We start from the raw sequence: 17,162 nt of genomic DNA on the forward strand, positions 1-17,162 counted from the left end.
TCAATTTATTAAAGATTTACCTATCCCCCTTCCCCCCCTATCCGAACAACAAGCCATTGTGGAAAAACTAAACCGCCTGCTCGCCGAAATCGACGCGCTGGAAAACGCCTAAACCCAACGCCCCAAAACAGGAGAAGCCCATGAGCCAATCCCCGCAGCCCACCGAAGAAGATGTCAAACTGCGCCGCATCACCCCCGCGATTGAAGCGGCGGGCTGGGCGAAACATCAGATTTTTATGGAATATCTGTTCACCGCCGGCAAAGTGTCGGTGCACGGCAAAACCGCCCGTCGCGGCAGGCAGAAAAAGGCGGACTATATCCTCACCGCCCCCAACGGCCGCACGCCGCTGGCGATTGTGGAAGCCAAACGCGGCGACAAACTCTTGGGCGACGGCATGGAGCAGGCTTTGGAATACGCCGAAATTTTGGACATTCCCTTTGTCTATACGTCCAACGGCAGGGGCTTTTTGGAACACGACCGCCTGACGGGCAAAATCCGCGAGCTGGCTTTAAACGAATTTCCGCGCTATGACGAGCTGTGGGCAAGGTTTTCGGGCACAAACGCTCTTTCAGACGGCCAGCAGGCCGCGCTGTTGTCCGACTACCATTTTGACGGCAACAAGCCCATTGCCCCGCGCTATTACCAGCGCATCGCCATCGACCGCACAATAAAAGCGATAAGCGGCGGGCAAAACCGCGTGCTTTTGGTGATGGCAACGGGCACGGGCAAGACTTACACGGCGTTTCAAATCATCTGGCGGCTGATGAAAAGCGGGCTGAAAAAACGCGTGCTGTATCTCGCCGACCGCAATATTTTGATCGATCAAACCATTCAAAACGATTTTCGCCCCTTTGAAAAAGTCATCACCAAAGTGGAAAACAAAACGCTCGACAGCTCGTATGAAATCTATATGAGCCTGTATCAGCAGCTGGCGGGCGAAGAAGGATGCGAGCCGTTTCGCCAGTTTAAACCCGAGTTTTTTGATTTGATTGTGGTGGACGAATGCCATCGCGGCAGCGCGCGCGAAGAATCGCTGTGGCGGCGGGTGTTGGATTATTTCAGCTCTGCCACCCATTTGGGCTTGACCGCTACGCCCAAAGAAAGCACGGAAGTGAGCAATATCGGCTATTTCGGCGAGCCGGTGTACACCTATTCTTTAAAACAGGGCATCGAAGACGGTTTTCTTGCGCCGTATAAGGTTATCCGCGTGGGGCTGGACAAGGACTTGCTCGGCTGGCGGCCGCCCAAGGGCAAAACCGATACCGACGGCGATTTGATTGAAGACAAGGTTTTTGCACGCGAGGAGTTTGAAAAACATCTGATTATCGACGAGCGCACGACAGCCGTCGCCCGCCGCGTAACCCAATGGCTGAACGACAACGACCCCTTTGCCAAAACCATCGTCTTTTGCGTGGACATCGACCACGCCGAGCGCATGCGCCAAGCCCTAATCAAGGAAAACAGCGAACGGGTGGCAGCAAACCACAGATACATTATGCGTATTACGGGCGACAACGCCGAAGGCAAAGCCCAGCTGGATAATTTTATCGACCCCAACGAAAAATACCCCGCCATCGTTACCACATCCAAGCTGATGACCACGGGCGTGGACTGCAAAACCTGCAAGCTGATTGTGCTCGATAACGAAATCAAATCGATGACCGAGTTCAAGCAAATCATCGGCCGCGGCACACGCATCAACGACGCTTACGGCAAGCAGTTTTTCACCATTATGGATTTTCGCAATGTAACCAACCTGTTTGCCGACCCCGATTTTGACGGCGAACCCGTGTCCATCATCGACGACAACGGAACGGACAACGGCGAAGGGCAGCCTGAAAACCCCGATACGCCGTCTGATACGGATAATTCAGACGGCAGCGGGCTGCCTGAAAACGGCGGCGGCTTTGTCCCGCCCGTTGACGGCAAAGTGAAGAAAAAAATCCGCGTGCGCGGCGTAGAAATCCGCGTGTTAAGCGAACAGGTGCAAATCTTGGACGAAAACGGCGATTTGATTACCGAAAGCCTGACCGATTACAGCAAGCGCAATATCCTGAACCAATACGCCACGCTCGATACCTTTTTGCAGGCGTGGAACGGCGCCGACAAAAAACAGGCGGTGCTCGACGCGCTGGAAGAACAGGGCCTGCCGCTGGAAGTGCTGCAGGAAGCCCACGGCAACGCCGCCGATTTGGACCCGTTCGACCTGATTTTGCACCTTGCCTACAACCGCCCCGCCATGACCCGTAGCGAACGCGCCCGCCGTTTGCAAAAAGACGGCTTTTTGCAGGCATACAGCGCAGAGTGCCGCCAAGTGCTCAGCGCGCTGCTCGACAAATACATGAACGAAGGCATTTCGCTGGAAGAAACATCGGTGCTCAACATCGCCCCCTTCAGCGACATCGGCACACCGAAAAAAATCATCCGGCTTTTTGGCGGCATGGGGCAGTATCAAAATGCGGTAAACGAGTTGCAGCGCAATCTGTATGATGTGCCGCCGGAGCTGCTTTATCAGAGCGGGCAGGGCGGGAATTCCGCAGCACGGCAGATTTGAGTCGGGCTTGGAACTTGTGGTGAAGGCAGCCTGAAAACCAATAATCCCGTTTTCAGGCTGCCTGTCGCCAATCTTTTACCCGCGCAGGCGTTTTGCCGCCTGCCACAGGCGGGGCAAGCTACCGCATGCCGCAGCGTCCGCCATGTGTTCAAACAACACAAGGCAGCCTGAAACCAATAATTCGGTTTTCAGGCTGCCCAGTCCACCCGCAACAGAAAGCCCAGCCATGTTACCCAGCCGCCTCAGCCTCCTGCTCGCCGCCAGCCTGCTTCTCCCCACAGCCCTTGCCGCCCCGCGCCCCCAGTCTTACACCACCAAAGTATCACGCTGCTTCAATCAAGATACGTGCCAAGAAATAGAGCTGGAACGCCTGAATACCAACAACCCCAAGCTCAACCGCTGGGCAGACAATTTCCTGAAAAACGTTTGGGAAATCCCCGCGCTGGACTGCCGCAGTCTCCGTGCATGGCTACGCAAAAACGCCGATAAAGACGACCCCGAATGCGTGCAATATCTCAACGGCAGCACCACGCTGTATGGCGAAACCACGCACTACGCCGTTATTCGCCATGCCAGCAGCTACTTTACCTGCAACACCATGCACGACTACGGGCGGCTGGATTACCACGTGATCCACCGCAGCACAGGCAAACCGCTTTGGCTGCGCGATATTGTTATCAAAGGGCGGTTGGCGCGGCTGTACCGTCTGCAAAAACAAGCGTGGATACGCACCATGAAAACCGGCAGCTACGACGGCTACCCGATGACAGACGAACAAATCCGCGAACACCTGCATTACAGCCCGTTCCGCCCCAGCAACAACTGGCATTTCAACCGCGACAGCCTAATCTTCCAATTCCAAGCCTACCAACTGGGCGGCTACGATACCGGCAAACCCTTCGTCCGCATCGGGCTTGCCGAACTGCGCGGGATTATCAAACCCGAAATCCTGCGTGAAGCCCAAAGCTATCGCGGACAGCGCGCGCCTGATCAATCCAAGCCGTAAACGTATTTTCAGGCTGCCTTTGGGTTTTGCTTTCAGGCTGCTTCTATATCATCCCCATTCCCATCACAATGCCAAACAAGGAACCGTTATGAAGCGCAGCGCATGGTTTCACGTTTTCTTTACCCGCGGGCTGGCAGTGTGCCGGCCGGCAGTTTTATCGGCTTTATCGTGCTGTCCCTGCTTGGCGTGCCGCTGTGGGTATCGGCAGGTTTTCTGCTGCTGCTGTCAGGCTTGCTGATTAGCGTGGCGTATCCTGTGGGCATGGACATACGCCGCAGGGGCAGATACGCCGCAGGGGCAGGAATTGGTGGACAAAACGGGCTATGTGTCGTGTTACGAGTGAACGGTAAAGGCAGTCTGAAAATGACTGCCGCCACAACGCCAAGCCAAAGCAAAAGCCAAAGCAGCCTGAAAACCGGATTTGCGGTTTTCAGGCTGCTTTTTTGTGTTTTCAGGCTGCTTGGGCTGCGGTACCCTTGATTTAGGCGCCTGTCCAACTGCCGAACAGTTTGCCGATGCGGCGGCCGATATAGAGCAGGCGGTAGGCCATCAGGTGGGCGCTTTCTTCGGCGAAGAATTTCCATTGGGTGCGGCTGTCGCTGTCCTTGTAGCGGCTGGTGGGCGTGGGCGAGGGGTAGGCGCGGATGCCGAGGTCTTCGGCCATCGCCATCGCGCGCGCCATGTGGTAGGGGTCGCTGACGATAATTACGGTTTTCAGACCGTTTTTGCGCATCAGCCAGCGGGCGTTGGCCAGGTTTTGATAGGTGTCTTTGGAGGTGGTTTCAAACAGAATGTCCTGTGGCGGCACGCCTTGGCGCAGGGCGAAACGGCGGGCGACGGCGCCTTCGGTGCTGTAGCCGCTTTTGGGCGTGCCGCCGGTGAAAATCAGTTTTTCCACGCGTTCGTTTTGGTACAGGGTGAGCGCGTGGTTGATGCGCTCGCGGAACACCGGCGAGGGTTTTTCGCCCCAGGCGGCGGCACCGAGCACGATGGCGGCATCGGCGTGTTCGGGCGTGGTTTGCGGCGTTTGCGCGTAATGATAGACCTGCCAGCAGCACCAGCCCTGCATCGCCAGCACCAGCACCACGCTCAGCCAGAAGCCGCGCCGCAGGTAGCGGCGCAGTCCGGAGCGTGGGGCGGCGGTCTTCATGTTTCAGCTCCCGAGCAGCGCCTGGATGTTTTCCAGCGGACGGCCGATGGCGGCGCGGTCGGCCAACTCGAGTATCGGCCGCTCCAGCAGCTTGGGATGGGCGGCCAGTGCGGCATACAACTGGTCGTCGTTGACGGTGTCGAGTTTGAGCTCGCCGAACAATTCGTCGTTCACCCGCATCATGCCGCGCGGCGAAGACAGACCGAGCTTGGCGGCCAGCGCGCGCAGGCCGGCTTCGTCCAAGGGTTGGTTTTGGTAGTCGCGCACTTCGAGGCCGTCGCGCCCTTGCAGCCATTCGAGGGCGGCGCGGGATTTGCTGCAGCGGGGGTTATGGTAAAGAATCATGGTTTTCCTTTGGGTGAACGTTTCAGGCTGCCTGCTTTATCCGTTTTGCGCCAGCAGCCAGGCGGCCAGCGCGGCATCGGCGGGGCGGGTCAACTTCAGGTTGCGGCTGTCACCTTCGACCAGCAGCGGGCGCCGGCCGAGCATTTCGACGGCCGAGGCTTCGTCGGTTACTTGCGACAAATCGGCCGCGGCCAGCGCCCGCCGCAGCAGGGCAGCCTGAAAAAGCTGCGGCGTCTGCGCCTGCCACAATCCGTCGCGGCAGACGGTGGCGGCAACTGCGCCGCCATTGTCGGCGCGTTTGAGCGTATCGGCCACCGGCACCGCCAAAATCGCGCCGTCGGGATGGCCGGCGGCATCGAGCAGGCGGTTGAGCGCGCTTTGCGGCAGACAGCAGCGGGCGGCATCGTGCACCAGCAGCACTTCGTTTTCGTCCAAACCGTCTGCCAGCAGGGCGTTCAGGCCGTTGGCCACCGTTTCGGCGCGGCTGGCACCGCCAACGCGGTACGCCACGGTCTGCGCGCCCGGCCGGATCAGGGCGTCGAAATCCCGATCCTGCGGCGACAGCACCACGGCGATGCGGCCGATGCGGGCATTGGCGGCCAGGGCATCCAGCGTATGCTGCAGCACCGGCTTGCCGGCCAGCAGCGCATACTGCTTGGGGCGCTCGCCGCCGAAGCGGCTGCCGTTGCCGGCGGCGGGAATCAGAACGGTGTATTTCATCGCGTTTTCGCTTTCAGGCTGCCTGAAAGCGGCAAATCAGACTTCGCCCGCCGCCTGCTCGGCCTGCACCGCCGCCAGCGCGGCCAGGCTGTCAGCCACGCCTTGGCTGATTTTCTCGATGCTGGCCGCTTCGGCTTCGTGATAGGCTTCTTCCAGCGCGAAAGCGAAGCCGGTGGCGTCGGTGCCGCCGTGGCTTTTGATCACCACGCCGCGCAGGCCGAGAAAAATCGCGCCGTTGTAGCGGCGGGGGTCGAAGCGATCGCGCACGCCGTTGAGCGCGGGTTTGGCCGCCAGGCCGCCGAGTTTGTTGAACAGGCTGCGGTTGAACTCTTCGCGGATGGAAGCGCCCATAAATTTGACCGAGCTTTCGATGGTTTTGAGCACGATGTTGCCGACAAAACCGTCGGCGGCAATCACGTCGGCCGCGCCGCTGAACAGGCTGTCGGCTTCAACGTTGCCGACGAAATTCAGGCTGCTTTGGCGCAGCAGGGCGAAGGTTTGTTTGACCACTTCTGTGCCCTTGATTTCTTCGGTACCGATATTGAGCAGGCCGACGCGCGGGTTGGCATTCAGGCCGAGTGCTTTGACCAGCTCGCTGCCCATCGCCGCGAATTGGACGATTTGCGCGGCGCTGCAGTCGATATTGGCGCCCAAATCCAGCGCCAGCGTAAGGTGGCCGTTTTCGCCGGGCAGGAATTTGGCGATGGCGGGGCGCTCGATACCGGGCAGGGTTTTGAGCACGAAACGGGCGGTGGCCATCAGCGCGCCGGTGTTGCCGGCGGATACCGCGGCCTGCGCTTCGCCGGCTTTCACCTGCTCGATGGCAACGCGCATCGACGAGTCTTTTTTGTTTTTCAGCGCCGACTGCGGCGCTTCGTCCATTTCCACCACCTGCGTGGCGTGGCGGACGGTGATTTTGTCCAGCGGCGCCTGTGCCGCGGCCAGCGCCGCATGCAGACGGCTCTCGTCGCCGACCATAATCAGGCGGGCTTCGGGGCGGCGCGCCAGAAAGCGCACCGCCGCAGGCACGGTAACGTCAAGGCCGACGTCGCCGCCCATCGCATCGACGGACAGGGTAATCATAGGGTGTGTCTTCCTTTTGATGTTTGGTTTTCGGCGCCTGCTTTCAGGCTGCCTGAGCATCGAAAGTAGGCAGTTTGAGCTGCCTGAATGCCTGGTAAAACAGACGGCGCAGGCAGCCTGAAAAGGGCAGGGCGGCGGTTTTCAGGCTGCTTGGCAAAGGTTTTGCACCAAATGCGGGGCATTGGCAAACCGGTGGGGATTCACGGCGCAACACCTGCTTTCAGGCTGCCTGAAAACGTCTGCCGCTACTGCTGCGCCTGCTCTTCGCGGGCGGTTTCGGCTTTGCGGTTGTGGGCGTCGATATCGTTGGCGTCCCACGGGTAGTTGATCCACCAGTCTTCCACTTCGATGCCGCTGTAATAGCTGATGCCCGCCGGCAGGGTGTCGCATTTGGGCTTGAGTTTGTTGTGCAGTACCGCCACGCCGATATGGCCCAAGTCTTCGCTTTGCAGCTCGCGCAGGCAGAAAGCCAGGGTGGTGCGGCTGTCGTCCACTTCGTCCACCACCAGCACGTTTTTGCCGCGCAAGGGTTCGGGCAACGGGTCGAGCCATTGGATTTTGCGTACCGTTTCGGCGGTTTCGCCGCTGCTTTCGCTCAGATAATAGGCGGTGGTAACGGCGTAAATCGGGATGTCGAGAAAGCAGCGCAGCATGCGCGCGGGAATAAAGCCGCCGCCGCCGATGGCGATCATCGCATCGTAGCGCTCGCCGGCTTCTTGGATGCGGGTGGCGATTTGTTTGACGGTTTTATGGATGTCGTCGTAGGTGTACCAAACTTTTTTTGTCATGATCGTGCCTTGCAAAGCCGCGGTTTTCGGTTTTCAGGCTGCCTTGGCGTGGCGCTTGCCGCTTTCAGGCAGCCTGAAAGGCGAAAGTGCGGCAGATACGGCAAAAAGCCGGCCGAGCGCAGGGCGCACAGTAACCGGCTTTCGCAGTCATACGGGTAATGCTTACAGCTTGTCTTTTACGACTTTGCGGCCGCGGTACATGCCGTTGGGGGAAATGTGGTGCGGGCGGTGCACTTCGCCGGTGGCGCTGTCAACAGACAGAGCCGGCGCGCTCAGCGCGTCGTGCGAGCGGTGCATACCGCGGCGGGAAGGGGATTTTTTGTTTTGTTGAACGGCCATGTTTGAACTCCTGACAAAGAAATAAAGTTAATCCGGTTTTTTCAGACCCGCCAGCGCGGCAAACGGATTGGGTTTGTCCGACTGCACTGAGGTTTCGCCGCTGCCGCAGTTTTCGTGTTTGGGCGAAAACGGCAGCGCCATCAGAATCTGGTCTTCCAGCAGGGAGTAAACGTCCAACTCCCTGCCGCAAACCATGCCTTCCAGCGTATCGTCGTCCTGCACGGCCTGATCCAGCGCTTCTTCGTCGGCAAACAAAACCACCTGCGCGGTTTCGTCCAGCTCGAAATCAAAGGGCTGCAGGCAGCGCTGGCAACAGAGTTTCAGGCTGCCCGCAAGGTGCAGGCGCAGGCGGATTCTGTCCCAATCGTCCCTGCCGGCGGCCAGCGAGTAAGAAACTTCGGCGGCCAAATCTGCAATGTCCGGCGAGTGCGATCGCGCGTCCAAATCCTGCAGGGAAACCTTGCCTTGCAGCGTTTGCCCTGAGGCGGCAAACGCTTCGGCATCAATCGAAATACGGTCTGACATAAAAACGGAGCATGATATAATTTCGCCGCTTCCAAGTCAATATTTTTACTGTATGGACACCCCTTTTCCGCCTTTGGTGCTGGCTTCGACTTCGCCTTTTCGCCGCGCCCAGCTCGAAACGCTCGGCCTGCCCTTTAGCGCCGCCGCGCCCGATTGCGACGAAACGCCCGCTGCCGGCGAAAGCGCCGCCCAAACCGCGCTGCGGCTGGCCGAAGGCAAAGCCCGCTCGCTTTCTGCCGCCTATCCCGCCCATCTGATTATCGGCGCCGACCAAGTGGCTTTTTGCAACGGCCGCCAGCTCGGCAAACCGCTCACGATTGAGCGCGCCCGCACCATGTTGGCCGAACTCTCCGGCCGGCGCATCGAGTTTTTCAGCGCCCTGTGCCTGCTCAACACCGTTTCAGGCTGCCTGCACCGCCACGTCGATACCACCATGGTGCAGATGCGCAGTCTGACTGCCGCGCAAATCGAGCGCTATCTCGAGCGTGAACCCGACGCGCTTTACTGCGCCGGTGCCGCCAAAAGCGAAGGTTTGGGCGCCCTGCTGATCGAACGCATCGACAGCAGCGATCCCAACGCCCTGATCGGCCTGCCGATATTCCGGCTGGCCGATTTTCTGCTGGCCGAAGGCGTGCCGCTGCTGTAGTTTTTTACCTTTTCCGTTTTTGCCAACCGCCTTTCAGGCAGCCTGAAAGCCGCGTTTCCCCGCCGCGGATATTGCCATGACCCGACCCGTTCTCTACCTGATTCCCACGCCGCTGGGCGCCGCCGACACCCCCTGCCTGCTGCCGCACGAGCAGACGCAGATTACCGGCCTGACCGATTTTGCCGTTGAAGCCGCCAAAACCGCGCGCGCCCATCTCAAACATCTGGGCGTGAGTACGCCGATACGCGATTTGAACCTGCGCGAAATCAACGAACACACCGCCGATGCCGAGCTGCCCGAGCTGCTGCGCCCGCTGCGCGAAGGCCGCAGCATGGGGCTGCTCAGCGAAGCTGGCTGCCCGGCGGTGGCCGATCCCGGCGCGACGCTGGTGGCGCTGGCGCACCGCGAAGGCTTTGAAGTGCGCCCGCTCATCGGCCCGTCCAGCATCCTGCTGGCGCTGATGGCATCCGGCGCCAACGGCCAGAGTTTCGCCTTCAAAGGCTATCTGCCCGCCGATGCCGAAGGCCGCAAAAGCAGCCTGAAAAAGCTGGAAGCGCGCTCGCGGCAGGAAAACGAAACCCAGCTGTTTATCGAAACACCCTACCGTAACAACGCCTTGCTCGCCGACGCGCTGGCTACGCTCTCTCCCGACACCCGCTTGTGCGCCGCCTGCGACCTGACCCTGCCCACGCAAACCGTTATCAGCCAAAACATCGCTCGCTGGCGCGCCATGAAAGCACTGCCCGATCTGAAAAAACGGCCGACGCTGTTTGTGTTGTCGGCGGCTTGAGTCCACTAGTCATAAGCACAAAAAAGCAGCCTGAAAGCCGAAATATGCTTTTCAGGCTGCCTTTTTGCCCTGCTGCCGGCAGATTGTCTTTTTCAAACGGCACGTTTGCCCAGCCGTGCGGCGAATCCATTTATAATGGCCGCAATGCTAACTGGGTGATAAATAGGAAAACCGATGATTGATCTGCAAAACATCGGCAAACAATACGGCGCCAACCGCGTATTGGACAATGTGTCGCTTTCCATCGGCTGCGGCGAATTTTTTGTGCTGGTCGGCCCCAGCGGCAGCGGCAAAAGCACGCTGTTGAAAATGCTCAACCGCCTGATTGAGCCCGACTGCGGGCGGATTTTGCTGCGCGGCGGGGACATTGCGGCGCAGGATTTGCGCACGCTGCGGCTTTCTACGGGCTATGTGTTGCAGCAGATTGCGCTGTTTCCCAACATGACGGTAGAGGAAAACATCGGCCTGATTCCCGAGATGAAGGGCTGGGGCAAAGAGGCGCGGCGGCAGCGTGCGCGGGAATTGCTCGAACAGGTGGGCTTGCCGTCTGAAAAATACCTGTGCCGCTATCCGCGCGAACTGTCGGGCGGCGAGCAGCAGCGTGTGGGGATTTTGCGCGCCATTGCCGCCGAGCCGCAGGTGTTGCTGATGGACGAGCCTTTTTCCGCGCTCGACCCGATTTCGCGGCGGCAGCTTCAGGATTTGATTAAAGAGCTGCACCAAAAGCTGGCGCTGACGGTGGTATTTGTTACCCACGACATGAAAGAAGCGCTGCATCTGGCCGACCGGATTTGTATTTTGAACCAGGGCAAAGTAGTGCGCACCGACACGCCCGAGGGGATTATGCACCAGCCTGAAAACGCGCTGGTAGCGGATTTGTTTGCGGGGGAGGGCGCTCATGGCTGATATCTGGCACACCTGGCTTGCCCGCAGCGGCGACTGGTACACCGCGCTGTGGCAGCATTTGCAGCTTTCACTCTCGGCGCTGCTGGCGGCGATGGCTATTGCGCTGCCGCTGGCAGTGGCCGTGCAGCGGCACAAACGGGCGGCCGAATGGGTCTTGCAGGCGGCAGGCGTGTTCCAAACCCTGCCCTCGCTGGCGGTATTGGGGCTGCTGATTCCGCTGATGGGCATCGGCACGCCGCCTGCCGTGGCGGCGCTGGTGGTGTACGCGCTGTTTCCGATTTTGCAAAACACGGTGACGGGCTTAAACCAAATCGACCCCAATCTGCGCGAAGCCGCCGCCGCATTCGGCATGACGCGCTGGGAGCGGCTGAAAAAATTCGAGCTGGCGCTGGCGCTGCCTGTGATTATGTCGGGCATCCGCACCGCCGCCGTGATGATTATCGGCACGGCCACGCTGGCCGCCCTGATCGGCGCGGGCGGGCTCGGCAGCTTTATCCTGCTGGGCATCGACCGCAACGACAGCAGCCTGATTCTCATCGGCGCCGTTTCTTCCGCCGCCCTTGCCCTCGCGTTCAACTATCTGCTCAAAAAGCTCGAAACCATCCGCCTGCGCCACAGCGTGTGGGTGCTGGCCGCGCTGATTGCCGCCCTTGCCGCCTCGTTTGCGCCGCAAAGGCAGCCTGAAAGCCCCAAAGCCACCCTGATTGTGGCGGGAAAACTCGGTTCCGAGCCTGAAATCCTGATCCAGATGTACAAAATCCTGATTGAAACGCACACCGACCTGGCCGTAGAAACCAAGCCCAATTTCGGCAAAACCGGTTTTCTCTACGAAGCCCTCAAAGCAGGCAAAATCGACATTTATCCCGAGTTCACCGGCACGATTACCGCCAGCCTGCTCAACAACCCGCCGCCCGCTTCCACCAACCCCGACACCGTGTACCGCGCCGCCCGCGACGGCATCCTCGCGCAAGACCGCCTCGCCCTGCTGCCGCCGATGGCCTATCAAAACACCTACGCTGTTGCCGTCACACGCAGTTTCGCCGAGAAAAACGGCCTGCGCACCATCGGCGACTTGCAAAAAATCCAGCACGGCGCCACCGCAGGCTTTACCCTTGAATTCAACGACCGAGAAGACGGCAACCTCGGCCTGCAGCAACGCTACGGCCTGCGCCTCAAAGTCAAAACCCTCGAGCCCGCCCTGCGCTATCAGGCCATCCGCGAAAACAGCATCCAAATCACCGACGCCTACTCCACCGACAGCGAGCTGCGCCAATACGGCTTGACCGTACTCGAAGACAACCGCCGCCTGTTTCCACCCTACCAGGGCGCCCCGCTGATGCGGCAGGAAACGCTGGAGCAATACCCCGAGCTTGCCGCCGCCCTCAACCGCCTCGCCGGCAAAATCAGCGCCGAAGAAATGCAGGACATGAACTATCGCGTCAAAGCCCAAGGCGAGAGCGCCGAAAGCGTTGCGCGGGAATACCTGCAAACGCACGGGATGCTGGAATAAGCGGGCGGCAGCAGCCTAAAAGAGCAGCCTGAAAACCGATAATCTGGTTTTCAGGCTGCTTTTGCGGTTTCAGGCTGCTTTTCAGGCTGCCTTTTTTCAACTGCCGTCGGGCGTTTATTTCGCCGGAACGATGGTGGCTTTTTTCAGCAGGCCGTCGATGTGGCTGTCGATGCGTTCGTTGAGCAGGATTTTGCCGATGTTGTCTTTCTGCTCGGCAAAGGCGGGGATGGTTACCGGGCGTTTGTCGTGCAGATAGACGACGACGTTGATTTTGTCGCCGCTGATCGGGGTTTTGCTGTAGCCGCCTTTGCTCAGGCCGGAAACGGCCTGGTAGATTTCGGGGCTGTTGTTTTGCAGATCGAGCAGCGGGATGTAGCCGTTGGACAGGCCGCCGGTGGTTTGGGCGTTGGGATCGACGCTGTATTTTTTGGCGACGTCGGTAAAGGATTTTTTCGCCGCCAGCTCTTTAATCGCTGCCTGCGCCTGTTCGGCTTTTTCGGTAACGATCAGGCCGATCTGCACTTCGCTGCCGCCTTTGTAGCGGGCATTGACTTCGTCGTAGCGTTTTTTGATGTCGGCTTCGGACACCTGCTGTTTTTTCGCCAGATCGTTCATGTAAACGAGAGCGATGATGCGCGACTGGTAATCGGCCCATTGCTGTTTGAAACCGGCTTTTTTGTCGGCGCCTTGTTTTTTGGCTTCTTTGAGCGCTTCGGCTTCGGCGGTTTGCACTTCTTTGCTTTTGTCGATTTTCAGGCGGCGGGCTTCCTGCACGATAACGGTTTCCACCACCATGTCGTTGAGAATGCTCTGGCGCAGCTGGGGGCTGTCCTGAACCTGGCCCTGGCTTTCGGCAACGATGGTCTGTACTTGGCGCTCTAAGTCGCTGCTGTCGATTTTGCTGCCGTTTACGGTAACGATGGTTTGCGCCAGCAGGCTGCCGGATACGGCCAGCAGGGAAAGTGCGGCGGCGATGCGGGTGGTTTTCATGGGCTTGTCCTTTCGGAAGACGGGTTAATGGAAATATTCGGCCGGGGTTTTGGCAATAATGCTCAGCGCGTGGATGGCCTTTTCGGCAAACAGTTCGGCAAACAGCTCCTGCACTTTGCGCTGGCGGGCGATGCGGCTCATGCCTTCGAAATGCGGGCTGACCACCAATACGGCGAAATGGCCGCCGCCGCGGTTGCCGGCATGGCCGGCGTGCAGGTGGCTTTGGTCTTCAAAATCGAAAACCTCGGGCGCGATCGGATCGAGCAGCCGCGCCATGCGCTCGCGCATCAGGCTCATTGCGGCAGCACCTTGTTGAACGGGCGGATCAGCAGTTCGGCATACACGCCAGCATCGACGTAGGGGTCGGCGCCCGCCCATTCTTCGGCGGCGTCCAAACTGTCGAACTCGGCAATAATCAGGCTGCCTGAAACGCGCTCGGGATCATCGGGCAGCGGGGTAGGGCCGGACACCAGCAGGCGGCCTTCGTCGGCCAGCTTCTGCAGGCGCACCAGATGGGCGGGGCGGGCTTGGGCGCGGGCTTCTTGTACGTCTTCGGCGTCGGTGGCCAGCAGCATATACAGCATGGTTAGGATTCCTCTTTGGGCAGATGGCGGGAAAGATAGATGCCTTGGCCGATGGCAAAAGCAATGGTCAGCGGCAGGTAGCCGTACACTTTGAAATTGACCCACAGTGCTTCGCGTTCGGCGCTGAAAGGGTAGGCCACTGCCAGATTGACGGCGCCCAGCACGATAAAAAACACCACCCACGCCCAGCCCAGCCGGTTCCATACCGTTTCGGGCAGCTGCAATTCCTGGCCGAGCATCAGCTTCAGGCCGTTTTTGCCCATCAGCTGGCTGGCCAGCATCACCAGCGCGGAAAGCCAGGTGAGTATGGTGGTTTTGAGCATAAAGAACATGCGGTCGTTCAGCAGGATGGTCGCGCCGCCGAATACCACGATGGTAATCAGCCCGATCCACTGCATCACGCTCATGCGGCGGTGTTTGTACAGCGTATAGGCAGCCTGAAGCACGCCTACGGCGACGGCCACGGCGGTGGCAGCCACCATGTTTTTGCTGAACAGGTAAATCGCAAAGAACAAAATGACGGCGATAAGGTCGCTGAGTGCTTTCATGGGCAGGTGTCGGCAAGGGCAAAAGGGCGCATCATACAGCCTTTGCCCGCTTCGTGCAGCTTTCGCCGGCGGCCGGCTACATCATCAGTTCGACCAGCAGGTTTTTAAACAGGAATCCGGCAATGCCCAAACCCAGCACGAGAAACAGGATAAACATTCCCAGCTTGCCCACTTTGGACTCTTTGCCGAGATTCCAGATAATGAACCCCAAAAAAATCACCAGCCCGCCGACGCAGATTTTCAGCGCCAGCGCGGAGAATTCGGCTTCGCTCATACGGCTTTCCTTTCGATGTGTGTGAAGTGTTTGTTGTCCGTAAAGGCAGCCTGAAAACCGCAGCGGTAGGCTTTCAGGCTGCTTTGGCGGATGGTTTTTGTGCTTACAGCTGCGCCAGCGCCTGTTCCAAGTCGGCAATCAAATCATCAACGTACTCCAGGCCCACGGAAATGCGGATCAGCCCTTCGCTGATGCCGGCGGCAGTTTTGTCTTCCGCGCTCATGCGGCCGTGGGTGGTGGTCCACGGGTGGGTGATGGTGGAGCGCACGTCGCCGAAGTTGGCGGTTTTCGAGAAAATCTCGACGGCGTCGATTACTTTCCACGCCGCTTCGGTGCCGCCGACCACTTCAAAGGCCAAGACCTGACCGCCGCCGCTTTGCTGCTTGGCAACCAGTTTTGCCTGCGGATGGTCGCTTAGGCCGGTGTAGAACACTTTGCCGATTTTCGGTTGTGCGCGCAGCCAGTTGGCGATTTTCAAAGCGTTTTGCCCCTGCTGCGCCGTGCGCAGAAACAGGGTTTCCGCGCCGCCCAGCTGCATCCAGGCGTTAAACGGCGAGATGCTCAGGCCGGCGGAATTGACGTACAGCGCAATCTGGTTAATCAGTTCGGCACGCCCGCAGACGATGCCGCCCAGTGTGCGGCCGTGGCCGTCGATGGCTTTGGTGGCGGACTGCACCGACAAATCGGCGCCGAAGCGCAAAGGCTGCTGCACCACCGGCGAACAAAAGCAGTTGTCCACTACCAGCAGGGCGCCGTGCTCGTGGGCCAGCGCCGCCAGCGCTTCCAAGTCCGCCACTTCGCCCAGCGGGTTGGACGGCGTTTCCAAAAACAGCATTTTGGTGTTCGGCCGTATCGCCGCGCGCCAGGCGTCCAAATCGGTTTGCGGCACGAAGCTCACGTCGATGCCGAAACGGGTAACGTGGCCGCTGATAAAACCGGCGGTGGTGCCGAACAGGCTGCGGCTGCTCACCAGATGGTCGCCCGCGTTTAAAAACGTGAGCAGGGCAGCCTGAATCGCCGCCATGCCGGTGGCGGTGGCGATGCCGGCTTCGGCGCCTTCCAGATTGGCAATCCGCGTCTGATAGGCGCTGACGGTGGGATTGTTGGTGCGGCTGTAGGTATAGCCCGGCTGCTGCTTGGCAAATACCGCCGCGCTTTCGGCGGCGCTGTCGTACATAAAGCTGCTGGTCAGAAACAGCGCCTGGTGGTGTTCTTTGTATCCGGTTTGCTCTTTGCCGCCGCGGATCGCCAGGGTTTGCGGATGCAGTTTTCTTTGTGCCATAAGGCCTTCCTTTGTATTGTGTCGGTCGCGCTGCCGGCGCTGATTACGGAAAAACGCGCAGGCAGCCTGAAAAAACGGCATTCTGCGCCTTTTCAGGCTGCCTTTCAATGCCCGAATGCCGGCCGAACCGATATTCCGCCGCAGCTGTCATCCGCTATAATCCGCAGCCCGAACACCCGAAAAGGATACCGACCATGAAATGGACCGACACCCACCGCATCGCCGAAGAACTGTTCGACACCCACGGTGAAAGCATCGACCCCCACACCCTGCGCTTCACCCAGCTGCGCGACCTGGTGCTGGCGCTGCCCGACTTTGACGACGATCCGGCACGCTGCGGCGAAAAAATCCTCGAAGCCATCCAGCAGGCTTGGATCGACGAGGCAGCCTGAAAAGCCGGGCGCGGATTCAAACCGGCCGCCGGCCGCTTGCTGCGGCATACCGCACGGCAGCAAGTTTCCCTAAAGCAGTATTGACAGGGCGCCGAAAAACACTATAATCCGCGCCCTTTCACGCGCCCATCGTCTAGAGGCCTAGGACACTGCCCTTTCACGGCGGCAACCGGGGTTCGAATCCCCGTGGGCGTGCCAGTTTTCAAAAAAAGGACTTTCCGAAATTTAAACGGAAAGTCCTTTTTCTTGGCAGGAAAAGCGGCCCTTTGTTTTCAGGCTGCTTGCCGCATTGTGCTGATAATTTTGACAAAAGGAACAAAAAAGAGAAATGACCGCCGAAGCGGTCATTTTTGAATTCTGGTGCCCGAGACCGGAATCGAACCGGTACGCCCGTATTAGAGGCGACGGATTTTAAGTCCGTTGTGTCTACCAATTCCACCACTCGGGCCGATTAGTCGAATCTAAGATTTGGAGGCGGGGGCACGGAATCAAACCGGCGTATACGGAAGTTCACCTCCCGCAGCATAAACACTCTGCCACCCCGCCGTAGAAGATTTGGAGGCGGAAGTCGGAATCGAACCGGCGTACACGGCTTTGCAGGCCGCTGCATAACCACTCTGCCATTCCGCCAAAAATTATCCGCTGCGAAAGCGAAAAATTATGGAGCGGGAAACGAGTCTCGAACTCGCGACCTCAACCTTGGCAAGGTTGCGCTCTACCAACTGAGCT

The 17,162-nt window shown here is 59.2% G+C and carries 22 protein-coding genes and 4 tRNA genes; 10 read left to right on the forward strand and 16 right to left on the reverse strand.

Annotated features, from left to right (window positions below; genetic code table 11):
- Positions 1-7: 7 nt before the first annotated feature.
- The 4 genes from MB824_RS11705 (at position 8) to MB824_RS02285 (ending at position 4,041) form a co-directional block, all read left to right on the forward strand.
- A complete protein-coding gene (locus tag MB824_RS11705; protein ID WP_407659216.1) occupies positions 8-112 on the forward strand; it encodes a restriction endonuclease subunit S in 105 nt (34 codons plus the stop codon).
- A 28-nt stretch (positions 113-140) separates the two neighbouring features.
- Complete coding sequence (hsdR, locus tag MB824_RS02275) at positions 141-2,555, forward strand: EcoAI/FtnUII family type I restriction enzme subunit R (protein ID WP_238745595.1); 2,415 nt, start codon at positions 141-143, stop codon at positions 2,553-2,555.
- Positions 2,556-2,781: 226 nt separating this feature from the next.
- Positions 2,782-3,561, forward strand: a complete 780-nt coding sequence (locus MB824_RS02280) for an RsiV family protein (RefSeq protein ID WP_238745596.1) — start codon at positions 2,782-2,784, stop codon at positions 3,559-3,561.
- A gap of 102 nt (positions 3,562-3,663) precedes the next feature.
- Complete coding sequence (locus MB824_RS02285; RefSeq protein WP_238745598.1) at positions 3,664-4,041, forward strand: hypothetical protein; 378 nt, start codon at positions 3,664-3,666, stop codon at positions 4,039-4,041.
- 1 nt (position 4,042) lies between these two features.
- On the opposite strand, the gene MB824_RS02290 is transcribed toward MB824_RS02285, so the two are convergent.
- From MB824_RS02290 to MB824_RS02320, 7 genes are all read right to left on the reverse strand, one after another.
- Positions 4,043-4,711 carry a YdcF family protein gene (locus MB824_RS02290; RefSeq protein ID WP_238745600.1) on the reverse strand — a complete coding sequence of 223 codons (669 nt, stop codon included), beginning with the start codon at positions 4,709-4,711 and terminating at the stop codon, positions 4,043-4,045.
- Between the two features lie 3 nt (positions 4,712-4,714).
- Entirely contained in the window at positions 4,715-5,056 is a 342-nt protein-coding gene (arsC, locus tag MB824_RS02295; protein WP_238745602.1) for an arsenate reductase (glutaredoxin), read from the reverse strand.
- Positions 5,057-5,092: 36 nt separating this feature from the next.
- Positions 5,093-5,776, reverse strand: a complete 684-nt coding sequence (gene ispD, locus MB824_RS02300; RefSeq protein ID WP_238745604.1) for a 2-C-methyl-D-erythritol 4-phosphate cytidylyltransferase — start codon at positions 5,774-5,776, stop codon at positions 5,093-5,095.
- Positions 5,777-5,812: 36 nt separating this feature from the next.
- Complete coding sequence (gene plsX, locus MB824_RS02305; RefSeq protein WP_238745606.1) at positions 5,813-6,859, reverse strand: phosphate acyltransferase PlsX; 1,047 nt, start codon at positions 6,857-6,859, stop codon at positions 5,813-5,815.
- A 245-nt stretch (positions 6,860-7,104) separates the two neighbouring features.
- Complete coding sequence (locus tag MB824_RS02310) at positions 7,105-7,647, reverse strand: phosphoribosyltransferase (RefSeq protein ID WP_238745608.1); 543 nt, start codon at positions 7,645-7,647, stop codon at positions 7,105-7,107.
- Positions 7,648-7,809: 162 nt separating this feature from the next.
- Positions 7,810-7,986, reverse strand: a complete 177-nt coding sequence (rpmF, locus tag MB824_RS02315; RefSeq protein WP_238745610.1) for a 50S ribosomal protein L32 — start codon at positions 7,984-7,986, stop codon at positions 7,810-7,812.
- A 27-nt stretch (positions 7,987-8,013) separates the two neighbouring features.
- Positions 8,014-8,511 (reverse strand): YceD family protein, encoded by a 498-nt coding sequence (locus MB824_RS02320; protein ID WP_238745612.1) that lies wholly within the window; start codon positions 8,509-8,511, stop codon positions 8,014-8,016.
- 52 nt (positions 8,512-8,563) lie between these two features.
- Here MB824_RS02320 and MB824_RS02325 point away from each other — a divergent pair, with 52 nt between their 5' ends.
- The 4 genes from MB824_RS02325 to MB824_RS02340 all read left to right on the forward strand — a co-directional run bounded on the left by MB824_RS02325 (position 8,564) and on the right by MB824_RS02340 (position 12,363).
- Positions 8,564-9,157 carry a Maf family protein gene (locus MB824_RS02325; protein WP_238745614.1) on the forward strand — a complete coding sequence of 198 codons (594 nt, stop codon included), beginning with the start codon at positions 8,564-8,566 and terminating at the stop codon, positions 9,155-9,157.
- A gap of 76 nt (positions 9,158-9,233) precedes the next feature.
- Positions 9,234-9,947, forward strand: a complete 714-nt coding sequence (locus MB824_RS02330) for an SAM-dependent methyltransferase (RefSeq protein ID WP_238745615.1) — start codon at positions 9,234-9,236, stop codon at positions 9,945-9,947.
- A 174-nt stretch (positions 9,948-10,121) separates the two neighbouring features.
- Positions 10,122-10,853, forward strand: a complete 732-nt coding sequence (locus MB824_RS02335) for an ABC transporter ATP-binding protein (protein WP_238745617.1) — start codon at positions 10,122-10,124, stop codon at positions 10,851-10,853.
- Positions 10,846-12,363, forward strand: coding sequence for an ABC transporter permease/substrate-binding protein (locus tag MB824_RS02340; RefSeq protein ID WP_238745619.1), 1,518 nt, complete (start codon positions 10,846-10,848; stop codon positions 12,361-12,363). Before MB824_RS02335 ends, MB824_RS02340 begins: the two co-directional genes overlap by 8 nt.
- 114 nt (positions 12,364-12,477) lie before the next feature.
- Here the strand turns inward: MB824_RS02340 and MB824_RS02345 are convergent, their stop codons facing one another.
- From MB824_RS02345 to metZ, 6 genes are all read right to left on the reverse strand, one after another.
- Positions 12,478-13,353, reverse strand: a complete 876-nt coding sequence (locus MB824_RS02345; RefSeq protein WP_238745621.1) for a peptidyl-prolyl cis-trans isomerase — start codon at positions 13,351-13,353, stop codon at positions 12,478-12,480.
- Positions 13,354-13,377: 24 nt separating this feature from the next.
- The gene (locus MB824_RS02350) at positions 13,378-13,650 is read right to left on the reverse strand and encodes a BolA family protein (RefSeq protein ID WP_238745623.1); all 273 of its coding nucleotides are present in this window, start codon (positions 13,648-13,650) and stop codon (positions 13,378-13,380) included.
- Positions 13,647-13,937, reverse strand: a complete 291-nt coding sequence (locus tag MB824_RS02355; protein WP_238745624.1) for a YciI family protein — start codon at positions 13,935-13,937, stop codon at positions 13,647-13,649. The genes MB824_RS02350 and MB824_RS02355 overlap by 4 nt, the downstream gene beginning before the upstream one ends.
- A gap of 2 nt (positions 13,938-13,939) precedes the next feature.
- On the reverse strand, positions 13,940-14,485 hold the full coding sequence (locus MB824_RS02360) for a septation protein A (RefSeq protein WP_238745625.1): 546 nt from the start codon (positions 14,483-14,485) through the stop codon (positions 13,940-13,942).
- A gap of 76 nt (positions 14,486-14,561) precedes the next feature.
- Positions 14,562-14,759 carry a DUF2788 domain-containing protein gene (locus MB824_RS02365; RefSeq protein ID WP_238745626.1) on the reverse strand — a complete coding sequence of 66 codons (198 nt, stop codon included), beginning with the start codon at positions 14,757-14,759 and terminating at the stop codon, positions 14,562-14,564.
- A 103-nt stretch (positions 14,760-14,862) separates the two neighbouring features.
- Complete coding sequence (gene metZ / locus MB824_RS02370) at positions 14,863-16,041, reverse strand: O-succinylhomoserine sulfhydrylase (protein ID WP_238745627.1); 1,179 nt, start codon at positions 16,039-16,041, stop codon at positions 14,863-14,865.
- A gap of 194 nt (positions 16,042-16,235) precedes the next feature.
- Between metZ and iscX the strand changes: the two genes are divergently transcribed.
- Both iscX and MB824_RS02380 read left to right on the forward strand, forming a co-directional pair.
- Complete coding sequence (gene iscX / locus MB824_RS02375; RefSeq protein ID WP_238745628.1) at positions 16,236-16,433, forward strand: Fe-S cluster assembly protein IscX; 198 nt, start codon at positions 16,236-16,238, stop codon at positions 16,431-16,433.
- Between the two features lie 122 nt (positions 16,434-16,555).
- A tRNA-Glu gene (locus MB824_RS02380) sits at positions 16,556-16,631 on the forward strand.
- 160 nt (positions 16,632-16,791) lie between these two features.
- On the opposite strand, the gene MB824_RS02385 is transcribed toward MB824_RS02380, so the two are convergent.
- The 3 genes from MB824_RS02385 to MB824_RS02395 all read right to left on the reverse strand — a co-directional run bounded on the left by MB824_RS02385 (position 16,792) and on the right by MB824_RS02395 (position 17,063).
- Positions 16,792-16,881 (reverse strand) — tRNA-Leu (locus tag MB824_RS02385).
- Between the two features lie 21 nt (positions 16,882-16,902).
- A tRNA-His gene (locus MB824_RS02390) sits at positions 16,903-16,979 on the reverse strand.
- 10 nt (positions 16,980-16,989) lie between these two features.
- Positions 16,990-17,063: transfer RNA gene (locus MB824_RS02395), tRNA-Cys, on the reverse strand.
- Between the last annotated feature and the right edge of the window lie 99 nt (positions 17,064-17,162).

Source organism: Kingella pumchi, assembly GCF_022288825.1.
GTDB lineage: Bacteria > Pseudomonadota > Gammaproteobacteria > Burkholderiales > Neisseriaceae > Kingella_D > Kingella_D pumchi.